A 25,582-nucleotide genomic window follows, 5' to 3' on the forward strand; every position below is an offset into this window, starting at 1 on the left:
AAAGACAAAACGTCAGAACATGAAGAAGACATCACCCTACTGATATTTTTATTTCGGGTTAAATTATATTTGAAACTTAGTTTTCATTATGTGAGCTCAACCCTTCCGCCATTTTTATTTTGATGGGATTCCATCAGGGCGAAAATAAAAACATTAAATTTAAGCGGGTTATAGAGGAGGTTGATAAGTTACCGGCGGTTCAGGCAGGGCGGAACAACGGGAAATCAGCGTCTGGAAAGAGTAAATGATCGCGGTCAGGATGAAACATCCCAACCGCGATAAACAGATAGCAGGGCGGGTTAGCGGATTTCCAGCGCGGTGAGCGCTGATAACAGCGCATCGACCTTAGGCAGGAACTGTTTACGGCGTGGCCACACCACGCTCAGCGTCAGCCCCTCTGGCTGCAACTGCGGCAAAATTATCTCCAGGTCGCCCTGTTTCACGGCATGCTGAATCAGCCACGAGGGCATTTGTGCCACACCCAGCCCGGCGATGACAGCCTGCAGCTGGGCATCAACGTCGCCCAGTGCCAGCCGGTACGGCACCTCGCGCCAGTGCGGCTGACCATCTTCGGTGGTGAACAGCCAGGGTTTGGTGCTGCCATCTACACGCTCATAAAGGATGGCGCGGTGGTTCAGCAGCGCCGCCTCATCTTCAGGTCGTCCTTCACGTGCCAGATAAACGGGTGAGGCACAGAACTGCATCTGCTCGCGGCCCATATTACGCCAGCCAAGCGAAGCAGGCAGGTCGGGCGCGCCGCCGATCCGTACCGCCACATCCACGCCCTCTTCAAACAGGTCAACAAAGCGGTCAGAGAAACTCAGGCTCAGAGCCAGTTCCGGGTGTTGCTGACAAAAGGGCATCAGCAGCGGCATCACATTGAGGCGGCCATAGGTGGTGGGCACTGCCAGGCGCAGGCGACCGGAAGGAATCGTTCGCTGTGCCGCCAGCACCGCTTCGGCTTCGGCCAGATCCTCCAGAATGCGCAGGCAGGTCTGGTAATAGGCGCTGCCCGCGTCGGTGAGGTGCAGGCTCCGTGTGGTGCGCTCCAGCAGTCGCGAGCCTAATCGCGTCTCCAGGCGGCTGACGCTTTTACTGATCGCCGATCCGGTCACGTGCAGACGCTCCGCAGCGGCGGTAAAACTGCCACACTCTACGCTGGCAACAAACGGCAGAATATCTTTGAGGCGATGATCGTGCATCGATTAATGAACTCAGGTTGAGAATGCTGTGAATAAATGCCAGAGATAAGAACTGAATTCTCTATTAGGCTTAGCATTACGCAAAACGAGGAGAAATCAAATGAAAAAGCATGCTTTGATTGTGGGCATCAGTGGCGTTATTGGTCGCGGACTGGCAGATAAATTACAGAAGGAAGGCTGGCAGGTCAGCGGTCTGTCACGCGGACGTGGCGCGGTACCTGAAGGTGTCACCAGCCTGACGGCCGATCTGACCGATGCGGATGCCGTCCGTGACGCGCTGAAAACAGTGAAACCGGATGCACTGTTCTTTAGCGTCTGGGCGCGTCAGGAAAATGAAAAAGAGAATATCCGCGTTAACGGCGGCATGGTGCGGAATGTGATTGAAGCACTCGGCGACCGCTTACAGGGTTCGCACGTGGCGCTGGTGACCGGGCTGAAGCACTACCTGGGTCCGTTTGAAGCTTACGGCAAAGGTGCTGTGCCAGTCACGCCGTTCCGTGAAGAGCAGGGCCGTCAGCCGGTCGATAACTTCTACTACGCGCAGGAAGATGAAGTGTTCGCTGGTGCAGAGAAGTATGACTACCGCTGGAGTGTGCATCGCCCACACACCATCATCGGTTATGCCGTAGGCAATGCGATGAATATGGGTCAGACACTGGCGGTCTACGCAACGCTGTGTAAAGAGAAAGGCTGGCCGTTTATCTTCCCTGGCTCACCTGAGCAGTGGAACGGTGTCGTTGATATGACCGATGCGGGCCTGCTGGCTGAGCAGCTGCACTGGGCGGCGACCTCACCTAATGCCGCTAATCAGGATTTCAATGCGGTAAACGGCGATGTGTTCCGCTGGAACTGGATGTGGCCAAAACTGGCTGACTATTTCGGCATTGAAGCAGCAGAATACCCGGCGCAGATGATGCCGCTGGAAGATCGCATGCAGGAAGCCGCCAGTGCATGGCAGACGATTGCAGATCAGCATCAGTTGCGTGAATCGGATGTCAACAGACTGGCTTCCTGGTGGCATACCGATGCCGACCTGGGACGTCCGATGGAAGCCTTTACCGATATGAGTAAGAGCCGTAAAGCGGGCTTCACCGGCTATCGCAGCACGCTCGACTCCTTTACTCAGCTGTTTGATAAGCTGAAAGCAGAAAAAGTGATCCCGCAATAACCCAGCAGGCGCCGCATCAGGCGCCTGTTTTGTTTCTGACTGATAACTATACTCTGGCACTCAATCAGTAAATGGAGGATTGGATCCTATGGCGACATGTTTCATTATCGGCGCAGCGGGCAAAGTGGGCCAAAAGCTGACTCGTCAGCTGAGCAGTAAAGGCCATACAGTGACGGCGCTGCACCGCAAACCGGAGCAGGCAGAGACGCTGCATGCCGCTGGTGCTAAACCGGTGGCTGGCGATATTCAGCAGCTGAGCGTGATGGCACTGGCAGATCTGATGACCGGTCACGATGTGGCTGTCTTCACGGCGGGTGCGGGCGGTGCCGGGATCGAGCTGACCAATGCCATTGACGGAGAAGGGCTGAAGCTGGCGGTTGCCGCAGCAGAGCAGGCGGGAGTATCACGCTTTATGCTGGTTTCCGCTTTCCCGGATGCGGGTCGCGGCAAAACACCCTCAGAGGGATTTGAGAATTACATGCGGGTGAAGCGTCTGGCGGATGCGGAGCTGGTGGCGAGTAAGCTGGAGTGGGTGATCCTGCGACCGGGTACGCTGACCGATGAAGCGGGTACCGGTCGGGTTCATGCCGATCTGGCGATTCCGTATGGTGAGATCCCGCGCGAAGATGTGGCGGCGACACTGGTCGGCCTGATCGAAAATCCGGCAATTAAGTATCAGATCATCGAACTCACCAAAGGTGATGTGCAGATTGATGTGGCGTTGCAGCGATTGCTGCGGGGCTAAAAAACCGCCTCAAAAAGTTGGAAACTCAACTTAATCAGACGCAGTTCAGGGAAGAGTCCAGGCTCTTTTCCTGTATTACAGTTTACGGTAGTCAGACATTACCCGGAATAAGAGGGATGGCTAACGTGAAACTGCTGCCCGTTATGGCGTTGGCGCAAGGTTGTTGGTCGCCGAATCTCTGCTCATTATTAATTAGCCTGTTAAACCCACGCCGTTACTCATCAATTATTTATCTGAAAAACTGCCAAATACCAAATTGAAGGCTGAACGCCGATGATACGCCATGTAGTTATCCCGTCTGAAAATATCGCTCATGAAAATGGCCGGTCGTAAGTATTTTACAGCGTGACTGCACCGGTGGCAGCGTTAATCAAAAGAGGGCAATGAGGTAGCTGTATTTTATGTTTGCGGCGAAAAGCGTTAACTCTCTCCGATAATTTACCTCTTCAGTACTGAAGTCATGTCCGAATGTCGTTCAGAAAATCCCGCCACGGCGCGAGTTAATAAATGTCAGTCAAGGCATTTACGCGGCTATCAGCGGCTGATTCACCCGTGCTTCATATCAAACTGCGGTTGCAGATCCAGATCACAAATTATCATTAAAAGCTTCGGGCAGCAGATGTGGTGCAGAGTCCTTAGGGTAAGTGAAACTGCTTTAATAACGCGATAGCTAAAAGATTTTTCGTCACGCTTCAATCCCAGGACTTCATTCTGGAGGAGTCAGATAGAATTAGTTGTGCAGAGAAAGGTCATAGACACTGGGATCCCCACTATAATTCTGAACGCATCAGCCTGCGTCTCAATAGCTTCAGCCCGGTTAAGTTCAGATTACAGTAAAAGAGGGTGTCCTGAGGGCAAAGATAGGATGCGTGAGCAGACCGAAAAGGGAGAAATATATGCGTTTTTATTGATTGCCATTAATTAAATATCATTCAGCATTTCATAATGGGAGTGCAGGCGGAGGATACTATCACTCTTCATATGACAAAGGAGTGTGTTAAATGGCTATACCAGTATATCTGTGGCTTTACGATGAAGAAGGGAAGTTAATAAAAGGCTCTGTCGATGTCACTGAACGCGAAGGAAGCATTGAGGTAACTGGGATGCAGCATAATTTATTTATTCCCACGGACGACACAACAGGTGCAGTGACAGGCGCGCGGCAACATGAGGCTTATACTTTTGAAAAAACTATTGATAGCGCATCGCCGCAATTGTATAAAGCGCTAACAACAGGGGAAACGCTAGCAAAAGCAGTGTTCAGCTTCTACCGCATCAATTACAACGGTCAGGAAGAGGAGTATTTCGTAACGAAACTCGAGTGTGTGAAGGTTTGTCACGTCGTGACGGTTATGTTCGATACCAAAGACCCGGATTTTGAAAGGCACGGTCACGTAGAGCATGTCGGGCTGCGTTATGAACAAATAGCTTGGCATTATACAGATGGCAATATTAAACACACCGATAGCCTGGAAGAGCAGAAAACAGCATAAGGAAATCACAATGGCTAAATGGATTTATAAACAAAGTACGGGTGAGTTATATCGCGATGGCAAGTTAATTGAAACAGGCTACTCTGGTATTCTTACAAACAAAAATAATCCTGATCGCGAGCAGGTTCGTGGTATGGGTCCAATCCCGCGAGGAACCTGGAGAATCGGCAGTACCGGAACCAGCAAAGGCCCGCTCACAATTACCCTGGTTCCGCTCAGCGTCAACGCTTATGAGCGTGATATGGGTACATTCAGGATGCACGGAGACAAACGCCACGGCATCAGAGGTTTTGCCTCTGCTGGCTGCATAATTATGGGACCATCAACACGCTTACTGGTTAGTAAAGATTACGGCGCAATTCTGGAGGTGGTGCGGTGATTAATCATTATGTGCTGAGTCTGGCCCTGGCTCTGTTACCGTTCGCTGGTTACACAGCAGATACATCTGGCAGTGAATGCGCCGCTCGGGGGCATTATGCCGAGGAGATGCTCTTATCTGCTATAACCAAAGAAGGTGTTAATGGGATTGAGCGAGATAAAACAATAGTTGAAGTGCTAAATCTTTCCCTCGTTTCCGATGCGTTAGCGCATCAGTTTGCGCAGAAAGACGCTATAACAGGTAAAGGTCTCTTGCTCAAAGATTACTTCGATATTTACCACAATAACGGCGCAATGAACCTGACGGTTAAATACACCTATACCAATGTGAAAGGCGCAAAAAATGTATATATTGTCTCCAGCATACTAAATAACGATGAGTGCTCTGTCCGATTCAACGGATATTTGACACTTTCCCGTGAGTTCTGAAGGGGGGTTAGCCATCCCGGGAAAAGTTGTCAGATAAAAGAGTTGCGAATTTATGTTGAGTTCCCCGGCCAACCTTAAACTGATTAGCCGGGGAAATTTTTAAAATCTCCTGCGTCCTGCCTTTCGGAGGCAGTTCGATTAAAGGTCTTTTTCGTTACTTAACGCATTTCGCGCAGTGCGCGCGCTCAATGTGCTGGAAGAAATCGTTACCTTTGTCATCGACCAGGATAAAGGCAGGGAAATTCTCCACCTCGATTTTCCAGATCGCTTCCATTCCCAGCTCGGGATACTCCACGCATTCCAGACTTTTGATGCTCTGCTGCGCCAGCACCGCTGCCGGACCACCAATGCTGCCGAGATAGAAGCCGCCATGTTTATGACAGGCATCCGTCACCTGCTGGCTGCGATTGCCCTTGGCCAGCATGATCTTACTTCCGCCGTGCGCCTGCAGCAGATCCACGTAAGAATCCATACGACCGGCAGTGGTCGGGCCGAGTGAACCAGAAGCATAACCTTCAGGCGTCTTCGCCGGGCCAGCGTAATAGACCGGATGATCTTTGATGTACTGCGGTAATCCTTCGCCGTTATCGATGCGCTCTTTGAGTTTTGCATGTGCAATATCGCGCGCCACGATAATAGTGCCGGTCAGTGACAGGCGGGTTGAAACCGGATAAGAGGACAGTTGCGCCAGAATTTCTTCCATTGGGCGGTTGAGATCAACCTGCAACGCTTCACCTTCGCCCTGCTGGCGCAGTGTTTCCGGGATCAGGCGGCCTGGGTTGGCTTCCAGTTTCTCAATCCAGATACCTTCACGGTTAATCTTCGCTTTGATGTTACGGTCAGCCGAGCAGGAGACGCCCATGCCGATCGGGCAGGAGGCGCCGTGACGTGGCAGACGCACCACGCGGATATCATGTGCAAAATATTTGCCGCCAAACTGCGCACCCAGACCGAGCTGCTGCGCCGCTTCCAGCAGTTCCTGCTCCAGCTGAACGTCGCGGAACGCCTGACCGTGCTCGTTGCCTTCAGTGGGCAGCCCGTCGTAATAGTGAGTTGAGGCAAGCTTCACGGTTTTCAGGGTGCTTTCAGCCGAGGTGCCGCCAATGACAAACGCAATATGGTAGGGCGGACAGGCTGCGGTGCCGAGGGTACGCATCTTATCCACCAGGTAATTTTTCAGCTTGCCCGGGCTCAGCAACGCTTTGGTTTCCTGATAGAGATAGGTTTTATTGGCGGAACCACCACCTTTAGCGATACAGAGGAACTTGTACTCATCGCCATCCACGCTGTAGAGGTCGATCTGCGCTGGCAGGTTAGTGCCGGTATTCACCTCTTTATACATATCCAGGGCGGCATTCTGCGAATAGCGCAGGTTATCTTCGATATAGGTGTTGTAGATACCCTGTGACAGCGCAGCTTCATCACCGCCGCCGGTCCAGACGCGCTGGCCCTTTTTGCCCATGATGATTGCGGTGCCGGTATCCTGACAGGTTGGCAGCACGCCTTTGGCGGCAATTTCAGAGTTCCTTAAAAACTGCAGGGCGACATATTTATCATTGTCGCTGGCTTCCGGGTCATCAAGGATGGAGGCGACCTGCTGCTGGTGGGCCGAACGCAGCATAAAAGAGGCGTCGTGGAACGCCTGCTGGCTCAGTAACGTCAGTGCCTGCGGATCGACCTTAAGGATCTCCTGACCCTCAAACTCGGAGACGGAGACATGCTCACGACTCAGCAGATAGTATTCGGTATCTTCGTGGGACAGCGGGAAAGGGTTCTGATAGACAAAAGGCTTGTTCGACATTTTTTCTCACTTAATGACCGGCTGAACCTCCGCGGACAGGCTGCGGGGCGCAACATCATAGGCGAATTAATTGTTTATTATGCTTCCCCACCGCGGGTGCGGTGGGGAAGTGCAGGAATGGTATCTTATAACGCGTTGATCTGCATGTTGTATCCGTCAGAACAACCACACCATCCACGGATAGGCAATCAGCATCATGGAGCCTAAGAAGATGGCACCGAAGATGGTTCCCAGACGCCAGTAGTCTTTGGTAGGCAGATAACCGCTGCCGTAGTAAATCGGGCTTGGACCAGTACCGTATGGCGTGATGATGCCCATCACACCCAGAGAGGTACATAACATCAGGCAGAAGACCGGCATATTGATGCCCGGAATGGAGGCTGCAATGGTCAGCATGGCCGGTAACAGCGCGGTGGTGTGTGCGGTTGTACTGGCAAACAGGTAATGCAGCAGGAAGAAGGCGATTAACAGCACCACGGCCGAAACCTGTGGGTCATAACCCTGCAGCAGCATGCCACCCTCTTTACCTAACCAGGTAATAAAGCCAACGCGGGCCAGACCATCGGCCAGTGCCACCAGGGTGGCGAACCAGGCAAAGGTGTTCCAGGCCGGTTTATTACTGGTGATGTCATTCCAGGTCAGTACGCCGGTCCACAACATCAGAACGACCACCAACAGCGCCGCCATGGCAGGTTCGATCCACGAGGTGGCGAAAATCCACATCAGCAGTGCACAGACTACAAACACCAGCAGCAGGATTTCATTGCGGGTCAGTCTGCCCAGTTTTTCCAGTTCAGCGATGGCCCATTTCGGCACTTCATCATTGATTTTAACTTCAGGTGGATAGAACCAATAAGCCAGCAGCGGCATGGTCAGAATCAGCAGCACACCCAGCGGCAGGAAGGCCAGGAACCACATGCCCCATGAGATATCAAAACCGACGATGCTTTTTACCAGTGCCAGTGCCAGCAGGTTGGGTGCCAGCGCAGAGAGGAACATGGAGCTGGTAATACAGGCCGCGGTAATCGCTACCCACATCAGATAGGAACCGATTTTACGGGCACTCGGGTCGTTAGGTTTAGAGCCGTAAAGCGGCGGCAGGTTGGCGATAATCGGGTAGATGGTACCGCCACTGCGCGCGGTGTTTGACGGCGTGAAGGGCGCAAGAAGCAGGTCAGCAAAGGTAATGGCATAACCCAGCGTCAGACTGCGGCGACCCAGATACTTCACCAGAATCAGGGCCAGGCGGCGACCAAACTGCGTTTTGTCATAACCTGCGGCGAACATAAAGGCACCGAAGATCAGCCAGACCGTGGAGTTGCCGAACCCACTTACCGCCCATTTGAACGACTCACTGGCGACTTTGAATTTCGGGTTAGCCAGTTCAGCCGGGCTGAAGAGCAGAAACTGGCTGAACAGCGCGATGACTACCACGCCGGTCAGGCCGATCACCGCGCCTGGCAGGGGTTCAAAGATCAATCCGACAATCACGCCGACGAAGATGGCGAAGAAGTGCCAGGCGTAGGGTTCGAGTCCGGCTGGTGTGGGCACCAGCAACAGCAACACGGCAACGAGCACCGGCAGAGCAAGCATGATAGCTTTCTTTTTACCCGGCGCCGCAGGTGCGACTTTTGGGGGTTCAGTTACAGCTGAGAGTGGTTTCATAGTATTTTATCTGCAAGTTAAGAAGAATGCGATTTGCGCCCCGGACCTTCACTGATGACTTTCTTTCTTATTCTTAATAGTGTGAATAAACCGCGATGCACTGATTTTTTAATCGACTGCTTAGCTATTGAGCTGCATTTTTAAATCCATGTAAATATGATGCGATTTTTGCAAATATAGATTTTGATCCAGATCAAAGAAATTAATTCATTATTCCCCATTTTTAACATTTATTTTTTATTTATATTTACGGCATCGACATTTTGACAGTTCTGTGAAGCTGGTCGACAAATCACCAGCTCACGCAAACTGAATGCCCTGCTTTAACTTCTTGATGATAAACGATTTATTTTTTAGGTAAACGAATGGTTGATTTTTGGTTACCCATGGTTAACAATTAATATAACTTCACTTTATGCATTCGGCAAATAAAAACTCTAAATCATTTAAAAGTTAAAAAAGTAAATTTATCGCTTATGAAAGCAAAGAAAAGGGTATATTAGTCTCATGACATCGGACCACTTAATTAAGCGATAATTTGCGTCCGCTAAAAAATTTCCAGACTTTTAAATCTTGGAGTTTATCGCAATGAAATCTCTCACCCCTATCCTTAATCCACTGACCCTGCCTAATGGCGCTGTGTTGAAAAACCGACTGGTAATGGCACCGATGACCACCTGTACCGGCTTTTATGACGGTACGGTCACCAGTGAGCTGGTCGAGTACTATCGCGCACGTGCAGGCAGCATCGGAACCGTGATCGTTGAATGCTGCTTCATTGACAACCGTGGCCCGGCATTTCCGGGTGCCATTGCTATCGACAGCGACAACAAAATCCCTGGTCTGAAACGCATTGCGGACGCGATTAAATCTGAAGGCTCTACGGCCATTTTGCAGATTTATCACGGCGGCCGTATGGTGGAACCGGAGCTGATTGGTGGCAAAACGCCGGTTGCGCCAAGCGCCATCGCGGCGCCGCGTGAAGGGGCAACCAAACCCCTGGCGCTGAGCGCCGAAGAAGTCGAAACCATGATCACCAAATTTGGTGATGCGGTGAACCGCGCTATCAAGGCCGGTTTCGATGGCGTCGAAATTCATGGTGCTAACACCTACCTGATTCAGCAGTTCTATTCGCCGAACTCTAACCAGCGCGATGACAAGTGGGGCGGCAGCCGCGATAACCGCGCACGCTTCCCGCTGGAAGTGCTGGAAATCACCCACAAGATGGCTGAGCGCTTCGCCCATAACTCTTTCATCATCGGCTATCGCTTCTCGCCGGAAGAGATCGAAGTGCCCGGCATTCGCTTTGACGACACGCTCTATCTGCTGGAAAAACTGGCCGCGCGCGGACTCGATTACGTCCACTTTTCGGTAGGTCAGCTGCTGCGTCCGTCAATTGTTGATACCCAGGATCCGACGCCGCTGATTGAGAAGTTCGTCGCGATGCGTTCGCCTGTGCTGGCAAAAGTGCCGGTGATTGGTGTTGGCGGCGTCGTCAATAAAGCCGATGCCGAACTGGCGCTGGAGAAAGGCTACGATCTGGTGGCGATTGGTAAAGCCTGTATCGCTTATCCGAACTGGGCTGACCGAATCATCAATAACGAACACCTCGAACTCTACATCGACAGCAACAAACGTGAAGAGCTGCAGATCCCGGAACCGCTGTGGCGCTTCTCCCTGGTCGATGCGATGATCCGCGACATGAGTGAATCGGGCCGTAAATACAAAGCGGGCGTCTATCAGGAAAAAGTCGAAGCCGAAGCGCTGAAACTGAAAATCAACGTTACGCTGGATACTGACCGTATCACTGACATCTCGCTGGTGCCGGATGACACCCTGGATGTGGACTTCACCACCACCTTTGAAAGCCTGCGTAGCCGCATCCTGGTGGCCAACAGCCCACACGTCGATGCGATTACCGGGGCGACTACCCAGAGTGAGGCGCTGAAAAAAGCGGTTTCACGCGCGCTGACCACCTCCAGCAAAGAGCATGTTATTGAAGAGGGCGGCAACCCTAACGCACCGCAGAATTACGATGTGGTGATTGTGGGCAGCGGCGGCGCCGGTCTTGCGGCGGCGATTCAGGCGCACGATGAAGGTGCGCGCGTGGTCATCATCGAGAAGATGCCGACCATTGGCGGTAACACTATTAAAGCCTCAGTGGGCATGAACGCCGCGGAAACCCGTTTCCAGAAATTTAAAGGCATCGAAGACAGCAAAGAGCTGTTCTACGAGGAGACGCTGAAAGGCGGTCAGTTTAAAAATAATCCGGTGCTGCTGCGTGAGTTTGTAGAGCTGGCGCCGGAGGCTATCGAGTGGCTGGCGAATCACGGCATTGAGCTTAACGACATCACCATTACCGGCGGGATGAGCATCGATCGTACCCACCGTCCGGCGGATCGTTCAGCGGTGGGTGGCTTCCTGATCAGCGGTCTGGTTAAAAACATCAACAGCCGCAACATCGAAGTCCTGCTGGAAACCTCAGTCTCAGAAATCCTTTATGAGAACGGCGCGGTAGCGGGTGTGAGAGTGGTCGATGAGTACAACGACAGCCGTATCCTGAACGCGAAAAGCGTGATTGTGGCGACCGGCGGATTCAGTGCGAACCGTGAACTGGTAGTGAAATATCGCCCTGAACTTGATGGCTTTGTCACCACCAACCACAAAGGTGCCACCGGCAGCGGTATTGCCATGCTGGAAAAAATTGGTGCCGGTACCGTGGATATGGGCGAAATCCAGATTCACCCAACGGTTGAACAGACCACCTCTTATCTGGTCTCCGAATCCATTCGTGGCGGCGGTGCTATCCTGGTCAGTCAGGCGGGTGAGCGCTTCTACAACGAAATGGAAACCCGCGATAAAGTCTCGGCGCAGATTATCGCCTTGCCAGAGAAGAGTGCCTGGATTGTGTTTGACGAGCAGGTGCGGATGAATAACAAAGCGGCTGACGAATATATTGCCAAAGGCTTTGTGGTCAGCGCGCCAACCGTGGCGGAACTGGCGGTGAAGCTCAACATGAGTGAGCATCATACGCTGGAAGCCACGCTGGCCCGTTACAACAACTTCGTTATCATGCAGAAAGATGAAGACTTCGGTCGCCAGACCGCGCTGCGTCATCCTCTGAGTGAAGCGCCGTTCTACGCGATTCGTGTTGCACCGGGCGTACACCACACCATGGGCGGCGTCACCATTGACACCACCACCGCGGTGCTGGACAGCCAGAAACAGGTGATTAACGGCGCCTGGGCCTGTGGCGAAGTGGTTGGCGGCATTCACGGCGCGAACCGCATCGGCGGTAACGCAGTCGCCGATATCATTATCTTCGGCATTCTGGCCGGTGGTAACGCCGCCGCTTACGCCCGACGTTAAGGGTCGTCTCCGGCATCCGCGCTCTGCGGATGCCGTTCTTTTCTCTTTAAAGCAGAGTCGCCTATGTTAACTGATGCGCGTGTCTATGCTTACTCCGCTGTCTTAATGGGTTCACCCATCCTGCTCAAACTCTTCGACGATAATCAGACCCTGGCCGGACAGGTCTTCCGCCTGATTAAACAGCAGGAGAATCTCTTCACGGTTAACCGCGCGGCGTCGGAAGTGATGGCGATTAATCACGCGGCAGGGCAGCATCCGGTGGTCGTGAGTCAGCCGGTGTTTGACCTGATCGCCTGCGCGCATGCGGTGAGCCTGCTGCCCGACAGCCTGTTTAATCTGGCTATCGGCCCGCTGGTGAAGTGCTGGAAAATCGGCTTTCAGGGCCACCGTGTTCCATCAGAGACAGAACTTCAGGCGCGTATGGCGCTGACGAATCCGCATGACGTTATTCTTGATGACGCAAGCCGCAGTGTCATGCTGGCCCGGCCGGGGATGGAGATCGACCTGGGCGCCATCGCCAAGGGCTATATCGCCGATGTTGTGCAGGCTTTTTTGCGCCAGCAGCAGGTCAGCAGTGCGCTGATTAATCTGGGCGGAAATGTGCAGACGGTGGGTGCGCCGCCAGAAGAGGCGGGCTGGGCAATCGGCCTGAAAAAACCATTTGGTGAGGCCGATGAGCTGATCGGGGTGATCGGGGTGAATAATCGCTCGGTGGTGACATCCGGTATCTATGAGCGTTATTTCGAGCTGGATGGCGTCTGTTATCACCACATCCTCGACCCGCGTAGCGGTTATCCGCTGGATAACGACCTGCTGAGCGTCACCGTGATCTCTGACCGTTCACTGGATGGCGACATCTACACCACACTGCTTTACGGCCTCGGCGTTGAACAGGGCATTGCCTGCCTGGCGGAGCAACCGGGCATTGAAGCGATATTTGTGACCCGTGACAGGCAGGTGATCTGCTCGTCACAACGTCACTTTTCTTTTCAGTTACTGGACACCGATTACCGGCTGGTTCACTGACAATATTGTTTGAGTAAAGTGTGATACTCCGGCTGCAGGCGATAGCGATAAACCGGACGGCCCGTGACCCCATAATGAATGCTGGTGAACAGAATATTAATCTGCGCCAGCCAGATCAGATACTTGCGGCAGGAGACGCGAGAGATATTCACCTCGGTTGCCAGTTCGTCGGTGGAGAATTCGGTACCCGGATGGGCGTCGATCCACAGACACAGCGTGCGCAGCGTCTGCGGTGTTAATCCTTTCGGCAGTCGCTTCTGCTCGCTGGCCCCCGGCGGATTGCCATGCAACAACTGATCAACGTCCGACTGCTGATAGAACTGATGATTATCCATCAGCGATTTTTTCTGTCGCCAGCCAGTCAGCGCCTCTTCAAAGCGGGCAAACTGGAAAGGCTTGATCAGATAATCCACCACACCGTAGTTGAGTGAGGTTTTGATGGTGGCGGCATCTGCTGCTGACGAGATAATAATCACGTCAACCGGACGTCCTGCGCTGCGCAGTTCCGGCAACAGGTCGAGACCGTTCTCCTGCTGCATATAGATATCCAGCAGGATCAGATCAACCTGAGGTTCGGCCTGCGCCAGCCGCTCTTTGGCCTGCTGTAAGGTTGAGGCGGTGCCGCAGCAGGTAAAGCCTGGGATCTGCCCGATATAACAGCGATTCAGCTCGGCTACCATGGCGTCATCATCGACAACTAACACATTGATCATTGGGTAATCATTCCTCTCTCCCACGGAAGTTGTACTAAGAATTGGGTGAATACACCCGGTTCCGACTCGACACTGACACTGCCGCCCAGGCTTTCGGTCTGCTGCTTAACCAGAAACAATCCGACACCGCGATCTTCGCCTTTTGACGAGACGCCACGCTCAAAAATGGCACTGAGCTGCGTACCGTCGATTCCGGGTCCGTCATCACTCACTTCACAGGCTAACCAGCCATTCTGATAATGCAGCATGAGGTGGATTTCCCCTTCGGTTTCCGGATCCAGCGCCTCAAGCGCATTTTCAATTAAATTGCCCAGCACCGTAATCAGTACCGCGCTCTGCTCCTCGCTGCCGCAGTCGGGCAGAAAACTCGCCTCATCGATAATCAGCTGATGGCCTTCATCGGTCACCCGGTTGATTTTGCTGAGCAGGAAACCCGCAATGATGGGCGATTTGATCTTTTGCAGCAGCGAACCAATCTCCGTCTGATAGGCGTTGGCGGTTTTCAGGATGTACTCTTCCATCTGCGCATAGTTTTTCATATGCAGCAGGCCCAGAATGACATGCAGCTTGTTCATGAACTCATGGGAACGTTCACGTAACGCATCTACATAGTTTACCATGCCGTCCAGACGCTGCATCAGCTGGCTGATCTCGGTCTTGTCCCTGAAGGTGGTTACCGCGCCGATAATGCGGTCACGACTGCGAACCGGCACGGTATTGCTGATCAGGATGCGATTACCCAGCGTCAGCTCCTGATCGTGCCAGGCTTTGCCCGCATGCAGCGCATCCTGCTGATGGCGGTGCATTACGCTCTCTTCAGCAATCAGATCGCCGCTTAATGGCATCTTGCGGGTGGTCTCATGCAGTAGCTGCTGTGCCGCGTGGTTAATCAGGCTGACGCGTGACTCATCATCTACCGCAATCACACCCTCTTTAATAGAATTGAGGATCGCCTGACGCTGCTCGAACAGGCTGGAAATTTCGTGCGGCTCCAGCCCGAGCAATATGCTCTTCAGGCGCCTGACCAGAATAAGAATCCCCAGCAGACCCACCAGGCCGCCAAATAAGACAGTCCAGACAATGTTCCAGCGGCTTTTGGCAATCTGCGCCGCCACATCATTCAGCGCAATGCCGATCGCCACCACACCAATCTGCTGATGATCTGCGTTATAAACCGGGGTAAATACCCGCAGTGCCTCTACCAGCACGCCGTGATTTACCGCCACATTTTCCCGCCCGCTGAGGGCCGGATAGATATCGTTGCCGACAAAATGTTTGCCAATCACCGCCGCGTTTGGGTGTGAAAAGCGAATGCCACGCATATCCGTCACCACCACAAACAGCAGGCCGTTGCGTTTGCGCGCGGCTTCAGCCAGTGGCTGAATCTGGCTGCTGCCGTCCGGTAACAGCAACCCACGCTGGACTTCAGGGCTGTCTGCCAGAGTGCGTGCCACCGCCATCGCCTTATCTTTAAGATGCGACTGAGCAAAGTTATCGATCTGCACAAAATAGAGCAGATGGACAGCAAGCAGCACGGTGACGATAACTGCAGTCATCATCAGGGTGGTCAGGGTACTGAGTTTCATGGGTCGTTTAGTCACGGCATATCGGTTCTGTGGTTGGCTTGTCATTGGCGTTCAGCACGGGTGGAAGATCGCCCGGAAACATACGCTAACTGACCGCATCAGTACAGTTTTAGCGGTCTGCGCGCGGGCAATCGCCGGAGAACAATATTTGTGTTAGGGGATTGTATAATTCAAAGGACACCCTTAATGTGTGGTTAAAATATGTGAGCAATTCGGTAAGCCTTTTGTAATTAAATTAAGGCTAAATTGCTATTTTTAATTTTATAACTATTTTCACATTAACTCACAAATAACATTATTTTAAACTTTAAGGACTTTTTTTAACCAATACCGTCTGAGCTGTAGATTAAAATGATGAATTCAAAGAAAGTTATCCCCACTCTTTCCCTCGCGGCCTTGTTAGTTTCTTCAGCACTGCATGCTGAAACTTCACCAGAAAAAACCGACGTCCTGTTAATTGGTGGCGGCATCATGAGCGCCTCAATGGGCACCATGCTGGAAGAGCTGCAGCCTGGCTGGAAACAGATCATGGTTGAGAAGCTGGATGGTGTGGCACTGGAATCCTCTAACGGCTGGAACAACGCCGGTACCGGTCACTCTGCCAATATGGAGCTGAACTATACGCCTGAGCGTAAAGACGGCTCGATCGACGTGACGAAAGCGCTGGAAATCAACGAAGCTTTCATGGTTTCACGTCAGTTCTGGAGTTCGCAGGTCAAAGAGGGCGTGATGCACGATCCGCGCTCTTTCATCAACTCAACGCCACACATGAGCTTCGTCTGGGGCGACAACGTCGACTTCCTTACTAAACGCTATGCGGCGTTACAGAAAACCGCGCTGTTCCAGGGCATGAAGTTCTCTACCGATCACAAGCAGATCGAGCAGTGGGCACCGCTGGTGATGGAAGGTCGTGATCCACAGCAGAAAGTGGCCGCAACCTGGACGCCAGTTGGCACCGACGTAAACTACGGTGAAATTACCCGTCAGCTAATCGGCAGCCTGAAGAAGAATGACAACTTCCGTCTGGAAACCTCGTCTGAAGTCACCGATTTCAAACGTAACGGTGATAACTCATGGCACGTCACCATTAAAGATGCCAAAAACGGCAACGAGCGTGCAGTTGACGCGAAATATGTCTTTATTGGTGCTGGCGGCGGCGCGCTGAAATTACTGCAGAAAACCGGCATTCCGGAAGCGGAAAACTATGCAGGCTTCCCGGTCGGCGGTTCATTCCTGGTAACCGAAAACAAGGCGATTGCCGATCGTCACCTGGCGAAAGTCTACGGTCAGGCGTCTACCGGTGCACCACCGATGTCCGTTCCGCATCTGGATACCCGTTATCTGGATGGCAAACGCGTCGTGCTGTTTGGACCGTTCGCGACCTTCTCAACCAAGTTCCTGAAAAATGGTTCACTGTTTGACCTGCTGAGCACCACCACTACTCATAACATCGTGCCAATGACCGACGTGGGTATGGATAACTTCGACCTGGTGAAATACCTGGTTGGCCAGGTGATGCTGACAGAAGAAGATCGCTTCGAAGCGCTGAAAGAGTACTACCCGGACGCGAAGAAAGAGGACTGGAAACTGATTCAGGCCGGTCAGCGCGTACAGATCATCAAGAAAGATGCTGACAAAGGTGGCGTGCTGAAACTGGGTACAGAAATTGTGACCGATCAGCAGAAAACCGTGGCGGCACTGCTGGGTGCTTCTCCTGGTGCATCGACCGCTGCGCCTATCGCGTTAAGCGTGATGCAGAAACTGTTCCCGGAAGAGTTTAAGTCAGCGGAATGGCAGGCAAAAATCCACAAGATGATCCCAGGCTACGGTCAGAAACTGAATGACAACGTGCCGATGCTCCAGCAGGTATGGAATGACACCGCTGCGACTCTGCAGCTGACCACACCGCCGGTTATCAACATGGATGGCAAAGCAGCCGAGGCGCCAGCAGCACAGCCTGAGCAGGCAGCGCCTTCAGCGAAGCACGACATGGCGCTGTAACAGCGACCTGACGTAAAAAAAGCCCGCACAGGTTATCCTGCGCGGGCTTTTTTATTGCCGCGTTGTCTGCCCGTTACTCCGGCTGGTTACCGCGCCAGTTGCCCCAGGGATCTTCTGCGGGTGCTTGATCCGCCTCTTCAGACGGTGCTTCGCGGGAGGCCGGTTTCTCTTTTAACGAGGCGAGATAAAGCGCTTCGACTTCAGCCCGCGCCCAGGGCGTGCGCCGCAAAAACTTCAGGCTTGATTTAACACTCGGATCGCTTTTAAAGCAGTTAATGTTGATCCGTTTTCCCAGCTCCGCCCAGCCATACTGCGCGACTAAACTGTTTATCTGCATCTCCAGCGTTACGCCATGCAGAGGATCTTTTGAGGTTTGTGCGTTCATCATCTATCCGCCTGATTCATTCAATGCCGCACATCCTGACAATCGTAAAGCCGTTGTGCAAGGCGTGAAGGTGAAAAAGGGCGTGCCGTGGCGCGTTAAGCGCAGATTTCTGTGTCTGAGTTAACGTGACAGGCAGAAGAGTGCGCAGGCGTGCGGCGATTGTGCTAATCATAAGCGACTGATGATGCTCAAAAAGGATCCCCTGCCATGTCTGTGCCCGTCGATAATCTGCTCAGCTCCGCCAGCCGTAAACGTGCTCTGATTGCCGGTTCGGTAGGTAATTTCATTGAATGGTATGAGTTTGCGGTCTATGGCTTTCTTGCCACCGTGATAGCGCAGAACTTTTTCCGGCTGGAAGGGGAGTCAGCGCTGACCGGTCTTCTGCTGACCTATGCGTCATTCGCCATCGCCTTTTTCTTTCGTCCACTCGGAGCAATCATTTTCGGCCGGATGGGTGATCGCATCGGGCGCAAACCCACGCTGATTTTTGTGTTAATCATGATGACGCTGGCGACGGCGGCTATCGGCCTGGTGCCCACCTATGCCCATCTGGGCATCCTGGCGCCGCTGATCGTGACCGGTCTGCGTATTCTGCAGGGCCTGTTCGCGGGGGGTGAGTATGGCGGGGCGGTATCGCTGATGACCGAGTTTGCACCGCGCGGTAAGCGGGGCCTTTATGGGGCGTGGCAATCTTTTACTGTGGCGCTGGGATTACTGGCTGGCGCGGGCATCGTAGCGCTGCTCTCACTGCTGCTGTCACCGGAGCAGATGCTGAGCTGGGGCTGGCGCATTCCGTTCTTCATTGCTCTGCCGCTGGGTGTCATCGCGCTCTGGCTGCGGGTTCAGATGGAGGAGACCCCGGCGTTTATTCAGCAGCAGGCAAAACCCGTTGCAAAAGTTGACGCCAGCCTTGGCGATACGCTGAAAACGATCCTGCTCGGTATCTGTCGGCTGATGGTCTGGTCGGCGGCCGGTTACACCTGGCTGGTGATTATGCCGACGTACCTGCAGGCATCGCTGCACACCGGTTTTAACCAGGCGTTGCTGATTGCGGTGATATCGAACCTGGGCTTTGCTGCCACCATCATCCCGGCCGGCATGCTGAGTGACAGGATTGGCCGCCGTGCGGTGATGGTGACGGCGGCGGTATTGCTGCTGGTGCTCTCTCTGCCGCTGCTTAACATACTTCAGGCAGAGAGCACCGGGCTGCTGCTGAAAGCGCTGGTGGTGTTTATCGCGGGCGGAGTGGTCGGGTTGCTGGCCGGACCGGGACCTGCGATGCTGTCAGAGATGTTCCCGACGCGGGTGCGTTATACCGGACTGGGTCTGGCCTATTCGCTTTCTAACGCGGTGTTTTCAGGCTGTGCCGGATTGATCATCACCGGGTTGATTAAACAGACCGGTAATCCCGATATCCCCGCCTGGTATGTGATGGCGACTGCGCTGGTCAGTATTGTTGCGCTGATGACCCTGAACAAAGATGACCATCTGCGTCTGCTGGATGAGCCACCGTCGCGCTAAGTGTCGGTAAGCGAGCTGAGCGGGAAATTCAGGCTGCTGAAGTGCCATGCAGCCTTCTTTGGCAGGTCTGCCGGCAAGGGCAACAAACAAGCCTGCTTATCAGAAATGCAGCTGTAATATCACCGGCGTAACGTGCCGCTCTGTGCAGGCCGATGTAACAGGGTTTTATCCCGTAAGCGATTCAGCCGGATCAAAGTTTCTGGTCTTCACGCTTCATCAACACCGTCAACAGGTCTGAAGTCAAAGAGGATGCTGGAGAGAAGGATTCGGACAAGGTCATTCACTTTGCGATGATGGCAAACTGAAAACCTGATCGCGGCAATTAACTTTATGAGCATGGTTGTCGGCAATAATGATGACAGCAGCCATAATCATACCGAGAAGAATGATAACTATTTTACGCAGGAGCATAAGCGTTAATTCCTGTGAAATTAAACTATTCTTATCTGTAATATGTTATTCACTGTTATCAGTGACTTAACGTAAGTGTTGATTGATTATGGCTGAAGTAAAATCTTTATTTATTGATCGCGATGCGGTTTTCCAGACTCTGCTGAAATAAAGCCGTCATGCAAATTATAAAATAAACGAAATCTAAATAAGGGAATAAAAGCTGTTAATTTATCTTGTGTCTGTTTGACTGAAAAGGGTTGAACCTGTATGGCTTCAGGCTGCGAAGATAAAAAGCTGAATAAAGGCCCACAGTTGAACACTGCGGGCAGCACGCTGGACCCGGTCGGGACTCATCCGACAACCGGATCCCGCTGGTGGCGGTCACATCACTAACTTTAAACAGATTACAGACTGAGAACGGTGTCGTCAGATTTCTGTTTCTCCGGCTGAGTGATGAAATCTTGTGCCAGATCGGCGACGATGGCTGCAACGGTTCGCACCGATTTGATCATCGAGATGCCGGTGCCTGTCGAAACGACGCCTTTGTCAAAATTGCCCAGTCGCATCGCCTGCCATAAAGAGTGGTAGCCATTCATTGCAGTGAACAGGGTTTCACGGTCAGCGCCGTGCGCATCAAGTTCTGCCAGCCTGGGGCTGAGCGGCGTGGGCAATGTACGGTAATAAGCGGGCAGGGTGCGAAAAAGTAGCAGATCTTCTGCGCTCGATGAAACAATCAGCTGCTTGACCTTCTCATCCGCCGGGTTCTCCTGCGCGGTTAAAAACAGGCTGCCTATCCAGACGCCTTCTGCACCTAACGCCATGGCTGCACGCACGCCCCGCACATCCCCAATGCCGCCTGCCGCCAGCACCGGAATTTTCACACTGTCAGCGATTATAGGCACGATGCTGAACGTTCCGATAATGCGTGATGGCACGGTGCCGCCTTCATCAAATCCCGTGGCGACAATGATATCGGCGCCAAGCTTTTCAGCCTGCTGAGAATTCGCTACGTCAGGCGTCAGCGCACGATAAAGGATTTTGATGCGATGTTGTTTCAGAAAATCGAATATTTCGGCATCAAGCACTTCATTAACTAAAACGACCTCTACCTTCTCTTCAACAAACATTTCAGCTGTTGGACGCCAGAAACTCATATCGGGCCCATTGATCAGGGTTGCCCCAAAAGGTTTATCCGTCAGCTGTTTGGTTTTTCTGATTTGCTCACGCATGCGCTCCAGCGCCATGAAACGAGAGTCCGGCAATGTATCCTGCCCGGCGTTGGGGCCAATTATGCCTAATCCGCCTGCGTTTGATACTGCGGCAACAAACGTTGCATTGGTCAGAAAGTACATGGGTGCCTGAATAATGGGATAGCGAATATTCAGAATTTCTGTCACACGGTTTTTCATGGTTTTTCCTTATCCGGATACTGTGTAGCCAGACTTATTCGTTAGAAATAAGAATTTTTTACGGGCCGTTTTATTTTTATTCTCTTAGCCAAAACAGGGAGTTTAATAGTTGAAAATAAGAAGTAAATGGTCAGAATTGGGTACATGTTTGCCAGATATGGAAAGATAATGGATCTCAACGCGACAAAACTCTTTATTGCAGTCGTTCAGGCAGGCAGCTTTTCAGCGGCAAGCGAGAGAACGGCTATCCCCATCTCTACGCTGGTGCGGAAAGTGAACGAGCTGGAGCAGGCACTGGGTGTGCAGTTACTTGAGCGATCAAAGAAAGGGGTCAGGCCGACCTACAAAGGACAACAGTTCTTTGAGCAATCGCGACCTGGCCTGGAATTGCTGGAAGAGGCCACCAAAACGGTCAGGTCTGCGCACAAACTGGCGGGCAAACTGCGAATATCGGTGCCGCCTGACTTCACTATCTGGTGGGAGTTACTGCATGCGTTTCAGCAACGCTATCCTGATATCAAAGTGTTTTGCCACTCAGGCGAAAGAGTGGTGGATCTGTTTGAAGATGGCATTGACGTGGCACTCAGGCTGGGCGAGTTGCATACCGAGGATGTAATTGCGAAACCGGTTATGAATGTCGAGGCATGGTTTGTTGCCACGCCTGAACTGGCTGAACGCTTTGGACATCCGCAGACGCTGGCGGCGCTGGCGACGTATCCGATAGCCAGCTGGGAAGGGCTTAACAGTGGTTCCTTTGAGTGGGTATCCGGAGACGAGAAGGTAAAGTTTGAGCCGTTTTTTTCCTCCAACAACACGCAGGGCCTGCGCCACTATGCACTGAGCAGTGCCGGGGTATCGCTGTTGTTTGATTTTTTAGTTAAACCTGATGTGGAGAGCGGAAAGCTGGTGCGACTGCTGCCTGATTATCCGACTCACTCGATGCCCTTACATCTGGTCTATGTCCGGCACAAACATCCTTCAGCCATCACACTCGCGTATCTGGAGTTTTGTGCTGAATGGGTGAGTCAATACAAGATCGGCTAGGGGCTACACAAAAGGGGCAGAGGCGGAGGTGTCCGGCAAACCAGCGGACAGGCGCTGTGGCCTCACCGATGAATGAAAGGGATAAACACAGAAAAAGAAAAGGCGCCCTGAGGCGCCTCTGATAGTGACCCTGACGCCACTATTTACACCAGCTGCTGTGCCGTGGTTTCCACCAATGTCAGCAACACTTTGATATCTTCCAGCGTCACTGTCGGATTCAGCAGGGTCATCTTCAGGCAGGTCACGCCATCGAACTCGGTCACACCAACGTTGGCGCGGCCCGATTCAAGCAGGGCATCACCGATACGCTGATTCAGCAGCGCAATATCCGCACTGCTAAAGTGCGCCAGATGCGCCGGACGATAGCGGAACAGCACGCTGGCCAATTGCGGTTTCATCACCAGCTCCAGCGCAGGCTGCTCATCAACGTACTGTGCAACCTGCTGCGCCAGTGTCACACCGTGATCGATGATTTCGGCATACTGTTTCTGACCCAGTGCTTCCAGACCCATCCACAGTTTCAGTGCATCAAAACGGCGGGTGGTCTGAAGCGATTTGGACACCAGATTCGGCACACCCTGCGCTTCATCAAACTCAGAGTTCAGATAGGCCGCCTGGTAGCGCATCAGCTCATAGTGGCGTGCTTCCTTCAGCAGGAAAGCACCACAGCTGATGGTCTGGAAGAACTGCTTGTGGAAGTCCAGGGTAATGGAATCGACCAGCTCAATGCCATCCAGATAGTCACGATACTTTTCTGAGAGCAACAGCGCGCCGCCCCAGGCCGCATCGACGTGCACCCAGATGTTCTCTTCGGCCGCCAGCGCCGCGATTTCACGCAGGGGATCGATCGCACCAGCATCGGTAGTACCCGCCGTGGCAACAATCGCCAGAATGTTTTCGCCGTTGGCTTTGGAGGCTGCCAGCTTGTGGCGCAGGTCATCCATATCCATGCGTGCAAAGCGATCGCATTTAACCTGCGTCACGGATTGATAGCCCAGACCCAGCAGCGCCATGTTCTTCTGAACCGAGAAGTGCGCATTCTCTGAACAGAAGACTTTAATCTTCTTCAGATCGCCGGTTAAACCATCCTGCTGAACAGAATGACCCTGGCGGGCAAACCAGGCATCACGCGCCAGCATCAGACCCATCAGGTTGCTCTGGGTGCCGCCGCTGGTGAAGACACCCGCGTCGCCGGACTGATAACCCACCTGGGAACGCAGCCACTCAATCAGCTTCATCTCAATCAGAGTGGCTGAAGGTGCCTGGTCCCACGAATCCATACTCTGGTTGGTGGCGTTAATCAGCACTTCCGCCGCCTGGCTGATAACCAGGCTCGGGCAGTGCAGATGCGCCACACACTGCGGGTGATGAACCGACAGGCTGTCTTTGAGGAAGTACTCAATGGCGCGTTCAATCGCGGCCTGGTTGCCCAGGCCCTGAGGATTGAAGTCCAGCTTAATGCGCTCGCGCAGCTCTGCGACGGTTTTTCCCTGATACATCTCAGGTTGTTCCAGCCACTTCACGACGGCCGCGCTACTCTGGGCAATCGCCTGCTGGTAGGCCTCGGTACTCTGTGCTGAGGCCGCCAGAATCGGGTTTAACCGGGACATTGCATTCACTCCACTCAAACTGGTTTCACGCCAGCTGACAGCAGGGCGTTTTCAAATTTATCCATAAACACGTCCAGTTCTGCATCTGTGATCAGCAGGGAAGGCAGCAGACGTAATACGCTGCCGTGACGTCCGCCACGCTCCAGAATCAGGCCGTTCTCAAAACATTTTTTCTGTACCAGCGCGGAGAGCTCGCCGTCTGCCGGGAAGCTGCCCATGTGATCAGCGGCTTCGTCAGGTTTCACCAGCTCAATGCCGATCATCAGACCCAGACCACGCACGTTGCCGATCACCGGGTAGCGCTGCTGCAGCTCGCCCAGTTTGCCTTTCAGCCATTCGCCCTGTGCAGCAACTTTGTCAGCGATGTTGTTATCTTTCAGCAGTTTCAGCGTAGTCAGGCCGGTCGCCATTGCGAGCTGGTTGCCACGGAAGGTGCCGGTGTGGTGGCCAGGAGACCAGGCGTCGAACTCTTTCTTAATGCCCAGTACCGCCAGTGGCAGACCGCCGCCGACCGCTTTTGACATCACGATGATGTCCGGCTCAATACCTGCGTGCTCAAAGGCGAAGAATTTACCGGTACGGGCAATGCCCGCCTGCACTTCGTCGATGATCAGCAGAATGCCATGCTCTTTGGTCACTTTACGGATGCGCTGCAGCCACTCAGCCGGAGCCGGGTTAACACCGCCTTCGCCCTGAACTGCTTCCAGAATGACGGCTGCCGGTTTACGAACGCCGCTCTCAACGTCGTTGATCAGGTTTTCGAAGTAGTAGGTCAGCGCTTTCACGCCCGCTTCACCGCCAATGCCCAGCGGGCAGCGGTAGAGGTGCGGATAAGGCATGAACTGCACTTCCGGCATCAAGCCGTCGACCGCTTCTTTCGGTGACAGGTTGCCGGTGACCGACAGCGCGCCGTGGGTCATGCCGTGATACGCACCAGAGAAGCTGATGATGCCGGAACGACCGGTGTGTTTTTTCGCCAGTTTCAGCGCCGCTTCAACGGCATCCGCGCCCGACGGGCCGGTAAACTGCAGGCAGTACTCTTTGCCCTGACCCGGTAATAACGAGAGCAGATACTCAGAGAACGCATCTTTTAACGGCGTGGTTAAATCAAGAGTATGTAACGGCAAGCCGCTGGTAATGACATTTTGAATGCTCTGCAGAACGTCTGGATGGTTATGACCCAATGCCAGCGTTCCGGCACCTGCAAGACAGTCGAGATACTGATTATTCTCGACGTCTGTGATCCAGACACCCTGTGCTTTCGCAATCGCGAACGGCAATTTGCGAGGATAACTTCGAACGTTTGATTCAAATTCAGCCTGACGGGCTAAATAGGTTTCATTGGTTGCGTTTAAGTTCTGTGCATTCAAACTATCAATACGGACTTTATCCGTCATCATATCTCTCCTACAACCGGGACGGGCGTAGCGTCGCAGTTGAATAAATGTATTTAAATGGGGGTATGTGTTTTAAGCGCGGCCAATATAGGTGTTTTTAAGGTCCGACTCAACGTTTAATTTTATCGGCAGATAACAGATTCTTTGCTATAGGAATCAATCATTTGGTGAGTTTGTGAACGTATACATTATTGCCGCTTCGCTAGTCCGTTGTTAATAAGTGGCGTAAAAACACCAGCTTACCCGG

The 25,582-nt window shown here is 52.9% G+C and carries 20 protein-coding genes; 10 read left to right on the plus strand and 10 right to left on the minus strand.

The annotated features are described in order from the left end of the window. Window positions 1-299: 299 nt before the first annotated feature. Window positions 300-1,202 carry a LysR family transcriptional regulator gene (locus PAG01S_RS14420; protein WP_062759219.1) on the minus strand — a complete coding sequence of 301 codons (903 nt, stop codon included), beginning with the start codon at window positions 1,200-1,202 and terminating at the stop codon, window positions 300-302. Window positions 1,203-1,302: 100 nt separating this feature from the next. Between PAG01S_RS14420 and PAG01S_RS14425 the strand changes: the two genes are divergently transcribed. The 5 genes from PAG01S_RS14425 (at window position 1,303) to PAG01S_RS14445 (ending at window position 5,415) form a co-directional block, all read left to right on the plus strand. After that, a complete protein-coding gene (locus tag PAG01S_RS14425) occupies window positions 1,303-2,370 on the plus strand; it encodes an SDR family oxidoreductase (protein WP_062759221.1) in 1,068 nt (355 codons plus the stop codon). 88 nt (window positions 2,371-2,458) lie between these two features. After that, entirely contained in the window at window positions 2,459-3,115 is a 657-nt protein-coding gene (locus tag PAG01S_RS14430; protein WP_062759223.1) for an SDR family oxidoreductase, read from the plus strand. 1,001 nt (window positions 3,116-4,116) lie between these two features. Further along, a complete protein-coding gene (gene tssD / locus PAG01S_RS14435) occupies window positions 4,117-4,608 on the plus strand; it encodes a type VI secretion system tube protein TssD (protein ID WP_033760320.1) in 492 nt (163 codons plus the stop codon). Between the two features lie 10 nt (window positions 4,609-4,618). Beyond that, entirely contained in the window at window positions 4,619-4,987 is a 369-nt protein-coding gene (locus tag PAG01S_RS14440) for a DUF2778 domain-containing protein (RefSeq protein WP_062759225.1), read from the plus strand. Then, the gene (locus tag PAG01S_RS14445; protein WP_062759227.1) at window positions 4,984-5,415 is read left to right on the plus strand and encodes a hypothetical protein; all 432 of its coding nucleotides are present in this window, start codon (window positions 4,984-4,986) and stop codon (window positions 5,413-5,415) included. Before PAG01S_RS14440 ends, PAG01S_RS14445 begins: the two co-directional genes overlap by 4 nt. A gap of 154 nt (window positions 5,416-5,569) precedes the next feature. Here PAG01S_RS14445 and fumA read toward each other — a convergent pair whose 3' ends face one another. Together fumA and PAG01S_RS14455 are read right to left on the minus strand one after the other, a co-directional pair. Then, window positions 5,570-7,216 (minus strand): class I fumarate hydratase FumA, encoded by a 1,647-nt coding sequence (fumA, locus tag PAG01S_RS14450; RefSeq protein ID WP_062759229.1) that lies wholly within the window; start codon window positions 7,214-7,216, stop codon window positions 5,570-5,572. 156 nt (window positions 7,217-7,372) lie between these two features. Continuing rightward, complete coding sequence (locus PAG01S_RS14455) at window positions 7,373-8,881, minus strand: anion permease (RefSeq protein WP_010247273.1); 1,509 nt, start codon at window positions 8,879-8,881, stop codon at window positions 7,373-7,375. A 588-nt stretch (window positions 8,882-9,469) separates the two neighbouring features. Here PAG01S_RS14455 and PAG01S_RS14460 point away from each other — a divergent pair. Further along, window positions 9,470-12,250: a flavocytochrome c gene (locus PAG01S_RS14460; RefSeq protein WP_062759327.1), complete on the plus strand. Its 2,781-nt coding sequence runs from the start codon at window positions 9,470-9,472 to the stop codon at window positions 12,248-12,250. A 63-nt stretch (window positions 12,251-12,313) separates the two neighbouring features. Beyond that, complete coding sequence (locus tag PAG01S_RS14465; RefSeq protein WP_033786960.1) at window positions 12,314-13,276, plus strand: FAD:protein FMN transferase; 963 nt, start codon at window positions 12,314-12,316, stop codon at window positions 13,274-13,276. Here the strand turns inward: PAG01S_RS14465 and dcuR are convergent. After that, window positions 13,270-13,989, minus strand: a complete 720-nt coding sequence (dcuR, locus tag PAG01S_RS14470) for a two-component system response regulator DcuR (RefSeq protein ID WP_009093030.1) — start codon at window positions 13,987-13,989, stop codon at window positions 13,270-13,272. The genes PAG01S_RS14465 and dcuR overlap by 7 nt on opposite strands. Next, entirely contained in the window at window positions 13,986-15,620 is a 1,635-nt protein-coding gene (locus PAG01S_RS14475) for a sensor histidine kinase (protein WP_073970680.1), read from the minus strand. The genes dcuR and PAG01S_RS14475 overlap by 4 nt, the downstream gene beginning before the upstream one ends. A 306-nt stretch (window positions 15,621-15,926) precedes the next feature. On the opposite strand from PAG01S_RS14475, the gene mqo reads away from it, so the two are divergent. Further along, a complete protein-coding gene (gene mqo / locus PAG01S_RS14480; protein ID WP_033760335.1) occupies window positions 15,927-17,576 on the plus strand; it encodes a malate dehydrogenase (quinone) in 1,650 nt (549 codons plus the stop codon). 73 nt (window positions 17,577-17,649) lie between these two features. Here the strand turns inward: mqo and PAG01S_RS14485 are convergent, their stop codons facing one another. Beyond that, window positions 17,650-17,961, minus strand: coding sequence for a VF530 family protein (locus PAG01S_RS14485; RefSeq protein ID WP_033761066.1), 312 nt, complete (start codon window positions 17,959-17,961; stop codon window positions 17,650-17,652). A gap of 207 nt (window positions 17,962-18,168) precedes the next feature. On the opposite strand from PAG01S_RS14485, the gene PAG01S_RS14490 reads away from it, so the two are divergent. Further along, entirely contained in the window at window positions 18,169-19,482 is a 1,314-nt protein-coding gene (locus PAG01S_RS14490) for an MFS transporter (protein ID WP_062759231.1), read from the plus strand. 276 nt (window positions 19,483-19,758) lie between these two features. Here PAG01S_RS14490 and PAG01S_RS22660 read toward each other — a convergent pair whose 3' ends face one another. Beyond that, window positions 19,759-19,893 carry a hypothetical protein gene (locus PAG01S_RS22660; RefSeq protein ID WP_254920067.1) on the minus strand — a complete coding sequence of 45 codons (135 nt, stop codon included), beginning with the start codon at window positions 19,891-19,893 and terminating at the stop codon, window positions 19,759-19,761. A gap of 386 nt (window positions 19,894-20,279) precedes the next feature. Then, window positions 20,280-21,284 carry an NAD(P)H-dependent flavin oxidoreductase gene (locus tag PAG01S_RS14495; protein WP_062759233.1) on the minus strand — a complete coding sequence of 335 codons (1,005 nt, stop codon included), beginning with the start codon at window positions 21,282-21,284 and terminating at the stop codon, window positions 20,280-20,282. Window positions 21,285-21,452: 168 nt separating this feature from the next. Here PAG01S_RS14495 and PAG01S_RS14500 point away from each other — a divergent pair, with 168 nt between their 5' ends. After that, window positions 21,453-22,328, plus strand: a complete 876-nt coding sequence (locus tag PAG01S_RS14500) for a LysR family transcriptional regulator (protein ID WP_062759235.1) — start codon at window positions 21,453-21,455, stop codon at window positions 22,326-22,328. 143 nt (window positions 22,329-22,471) lie between these two features. Here the strand turns inward: PAG01S_RS14500 and PAG01S_RS14505 are convergent, their stop codons facing one another. Together PAG01S_RS14505 and PAG01S_RS14510 are read right to left on the minus strand one after the other, a co-directional pair. Beyond that, a complete protein-coding gene (locus PAG01S_RS14505) occupies window positions 22,472-23,938 on the minus strand; it encodes a pyridoxal phosphate-dependent decarboxylase family protein (RefSeq protein WP_010247242.1) in 1,467 nt (488 codons plus the stop codon). A gap of 14 nt (window positions 23,939-23,952) precedes the next feature. Beyond that, window positions 23,953-25,338, minus strand: a complete 1,386-nt coding sequence (locus PAG01S_RS14510; protein ID WP_022624771.1) for a diaminobutyrate--2-oxoglutarate transaminase — start codon at window positions 25,336-25,338, stop codon at window positions 23,953-23,955. Window positions 25,339-25,582 lie beyond the last annotated feature (244 nt).

Origin of the sequence: Pantoea agglomerans NBRC 102470 (assembly GCF_001598475.1) — a bacterium.
Taxonomy (GTDB): Bacteria; Pseudomonadota; Gammaproteobacteria; order Enterobacterales; family Enterobacteriaceae; genus Pantoea; species Pantoea agglomerans.

What these genes read in the sequence shown, in the direction of transcription:
- PAG01S_RS14420 (WP_062759219.1), bottom strand. Translation starts at nt 1,202, where the DNA reads ATGCACGATCATCGCCTCAAAGATATTCTGCCGTTTGTTGCCAGCGTA.
- PAG01S_RS14425 (WP_062759221.1), top strand. Translation starts at nt 1,303, where the DNA reads ATGAAAAAGCATGCTTTGATTGTGGGCATCAGTGGCGTTATTGGTCGC.
- PAG01S_RS14430 (WP_062759223.1), top strand. Translation starts at nt 2,459, where the DNA reads ATGGCGACATGTTTCATTATCGGCGCAGCGGGCAAAGTGGGCCAAAAG.
- tssD (WP_033760320.1), top strand. Translation starts at nt 4,117, where the DNA reads ATGGCTATACCAGTATATCTGTGGCTTTACGATGAAGAAGGGAAGTTA.
- PAG01S_RS14440 (WP_062759225.1), top strand. Translation starts at nt 4,619, where the DNA reads ATGGCTAAATGGATTTATAAACAAAGTACGGGTGAGTTATATCGCGAT.
- fumA (WP_062759229.1), bottom strand. Translation starts at nt 7,216, where the DNA reads ATGTCGAACAAGCCTTTTGTCTATCAGAACCCTTTCCCGCTGTCCCAC.
- PAG01S_RS14455 (WP_010247273.1), bottom strand. Translation starts at nt 8,881, where the DNA reads ATGAAACCACTCTCAGCTGTAACTGAACCCCCAAAAGTCGCACCTGCG.
- PAG01S_RS14460 (WP_062759327.1), top strand. Translation starts at nt 9,470, where the DNA reads ATGAAATCTCTCACCCCTATCCTTAATCCACTGACCCTGCCTAATGGC.
- PAG01S_RS14465 (WP_033786960.1), top strand. Translation starts at nt 12,314, where the DNA reads ATGTTAACTGATGCGCGTGTCTATGCTTACTCCGCTGTCTTAATGGGT.
- dcuR (WP_009093030.1), bottom strand. Translation starts at nt 13,989, where the DNA reads ATGATCAATGTGTTAGTTGTCGATGATGACGCCATGGTAGCCGAGCTG.
- PAG01S_RS14475 (WP_073970680.1), bottom strand. Translation starts at nt 15,620, where the DNA reads ATGACAAGCCAACCACAGAACCGATATGCCGTGACTAAACGACCCATG.
- mqo (WP_033760335.1), top strand. Translation starts at nt 15,927, where the DNA reads ATGATGAATTCAAAGAAAGTTATCCCCACTCTTTCCCTCGCGGCCTTG.
- PAG01S_RS14485 (WP_033761066.1), bottom strand. Translation starts at nt 17,961, where the DNA reads ATGAACGCACAAACCTCAAAAGATCCTCTGCATGGCGTAACGCTGGAG.
- PAG01S_RS14490 (WP_062759231.1), top strand. Translation starts at nt 18,169, where the DNA reads ATGTCTGTGCCCGTCGATAATCTGCTCAGCTCCGCCAGCCGTAAACGT.
- PAG01S_RS22660 (WP_254920067.1), bottom strand. Translation starts at nt 19,893, where the DNA reads ATGCTCCTGCGTAAAATAGTTATCATTCTTCTCGGTATGATTATGGCT.
- PAG01S_RS14495 (WP_062759233.1), bottom strand. Translation starts at nt 21,284, where the DNA reads ATGAAAAACCGTGTGACAGAAATTCTGAATATTCGCTATCCCATTATT.
- PAG01S_RS14500 (WP_062759235.1), top strand. Translation starts at nt 21,453, where the DNA reads ATGGATCTCAACGCGACAAAACTCTTTATTGCAGTCGTTCAGGCAGGC.
- PAG01S_RS14505 (WP_010247242.1), bottom strand. Translation starts at nt 23,938, where the DNA reads ATGTCCCGGTTAAACCCGATTCTGGCGGCCTCAGCACAGAGTACCGAG.
- PAG01S_RS14510 (WP_022624771.1), bottom strand. Translation starts at nt 25,338, where the DNA reads ATGATGACGGATAAAGTCCGTATTGATAGTTTGAATGCACAGAACTTA.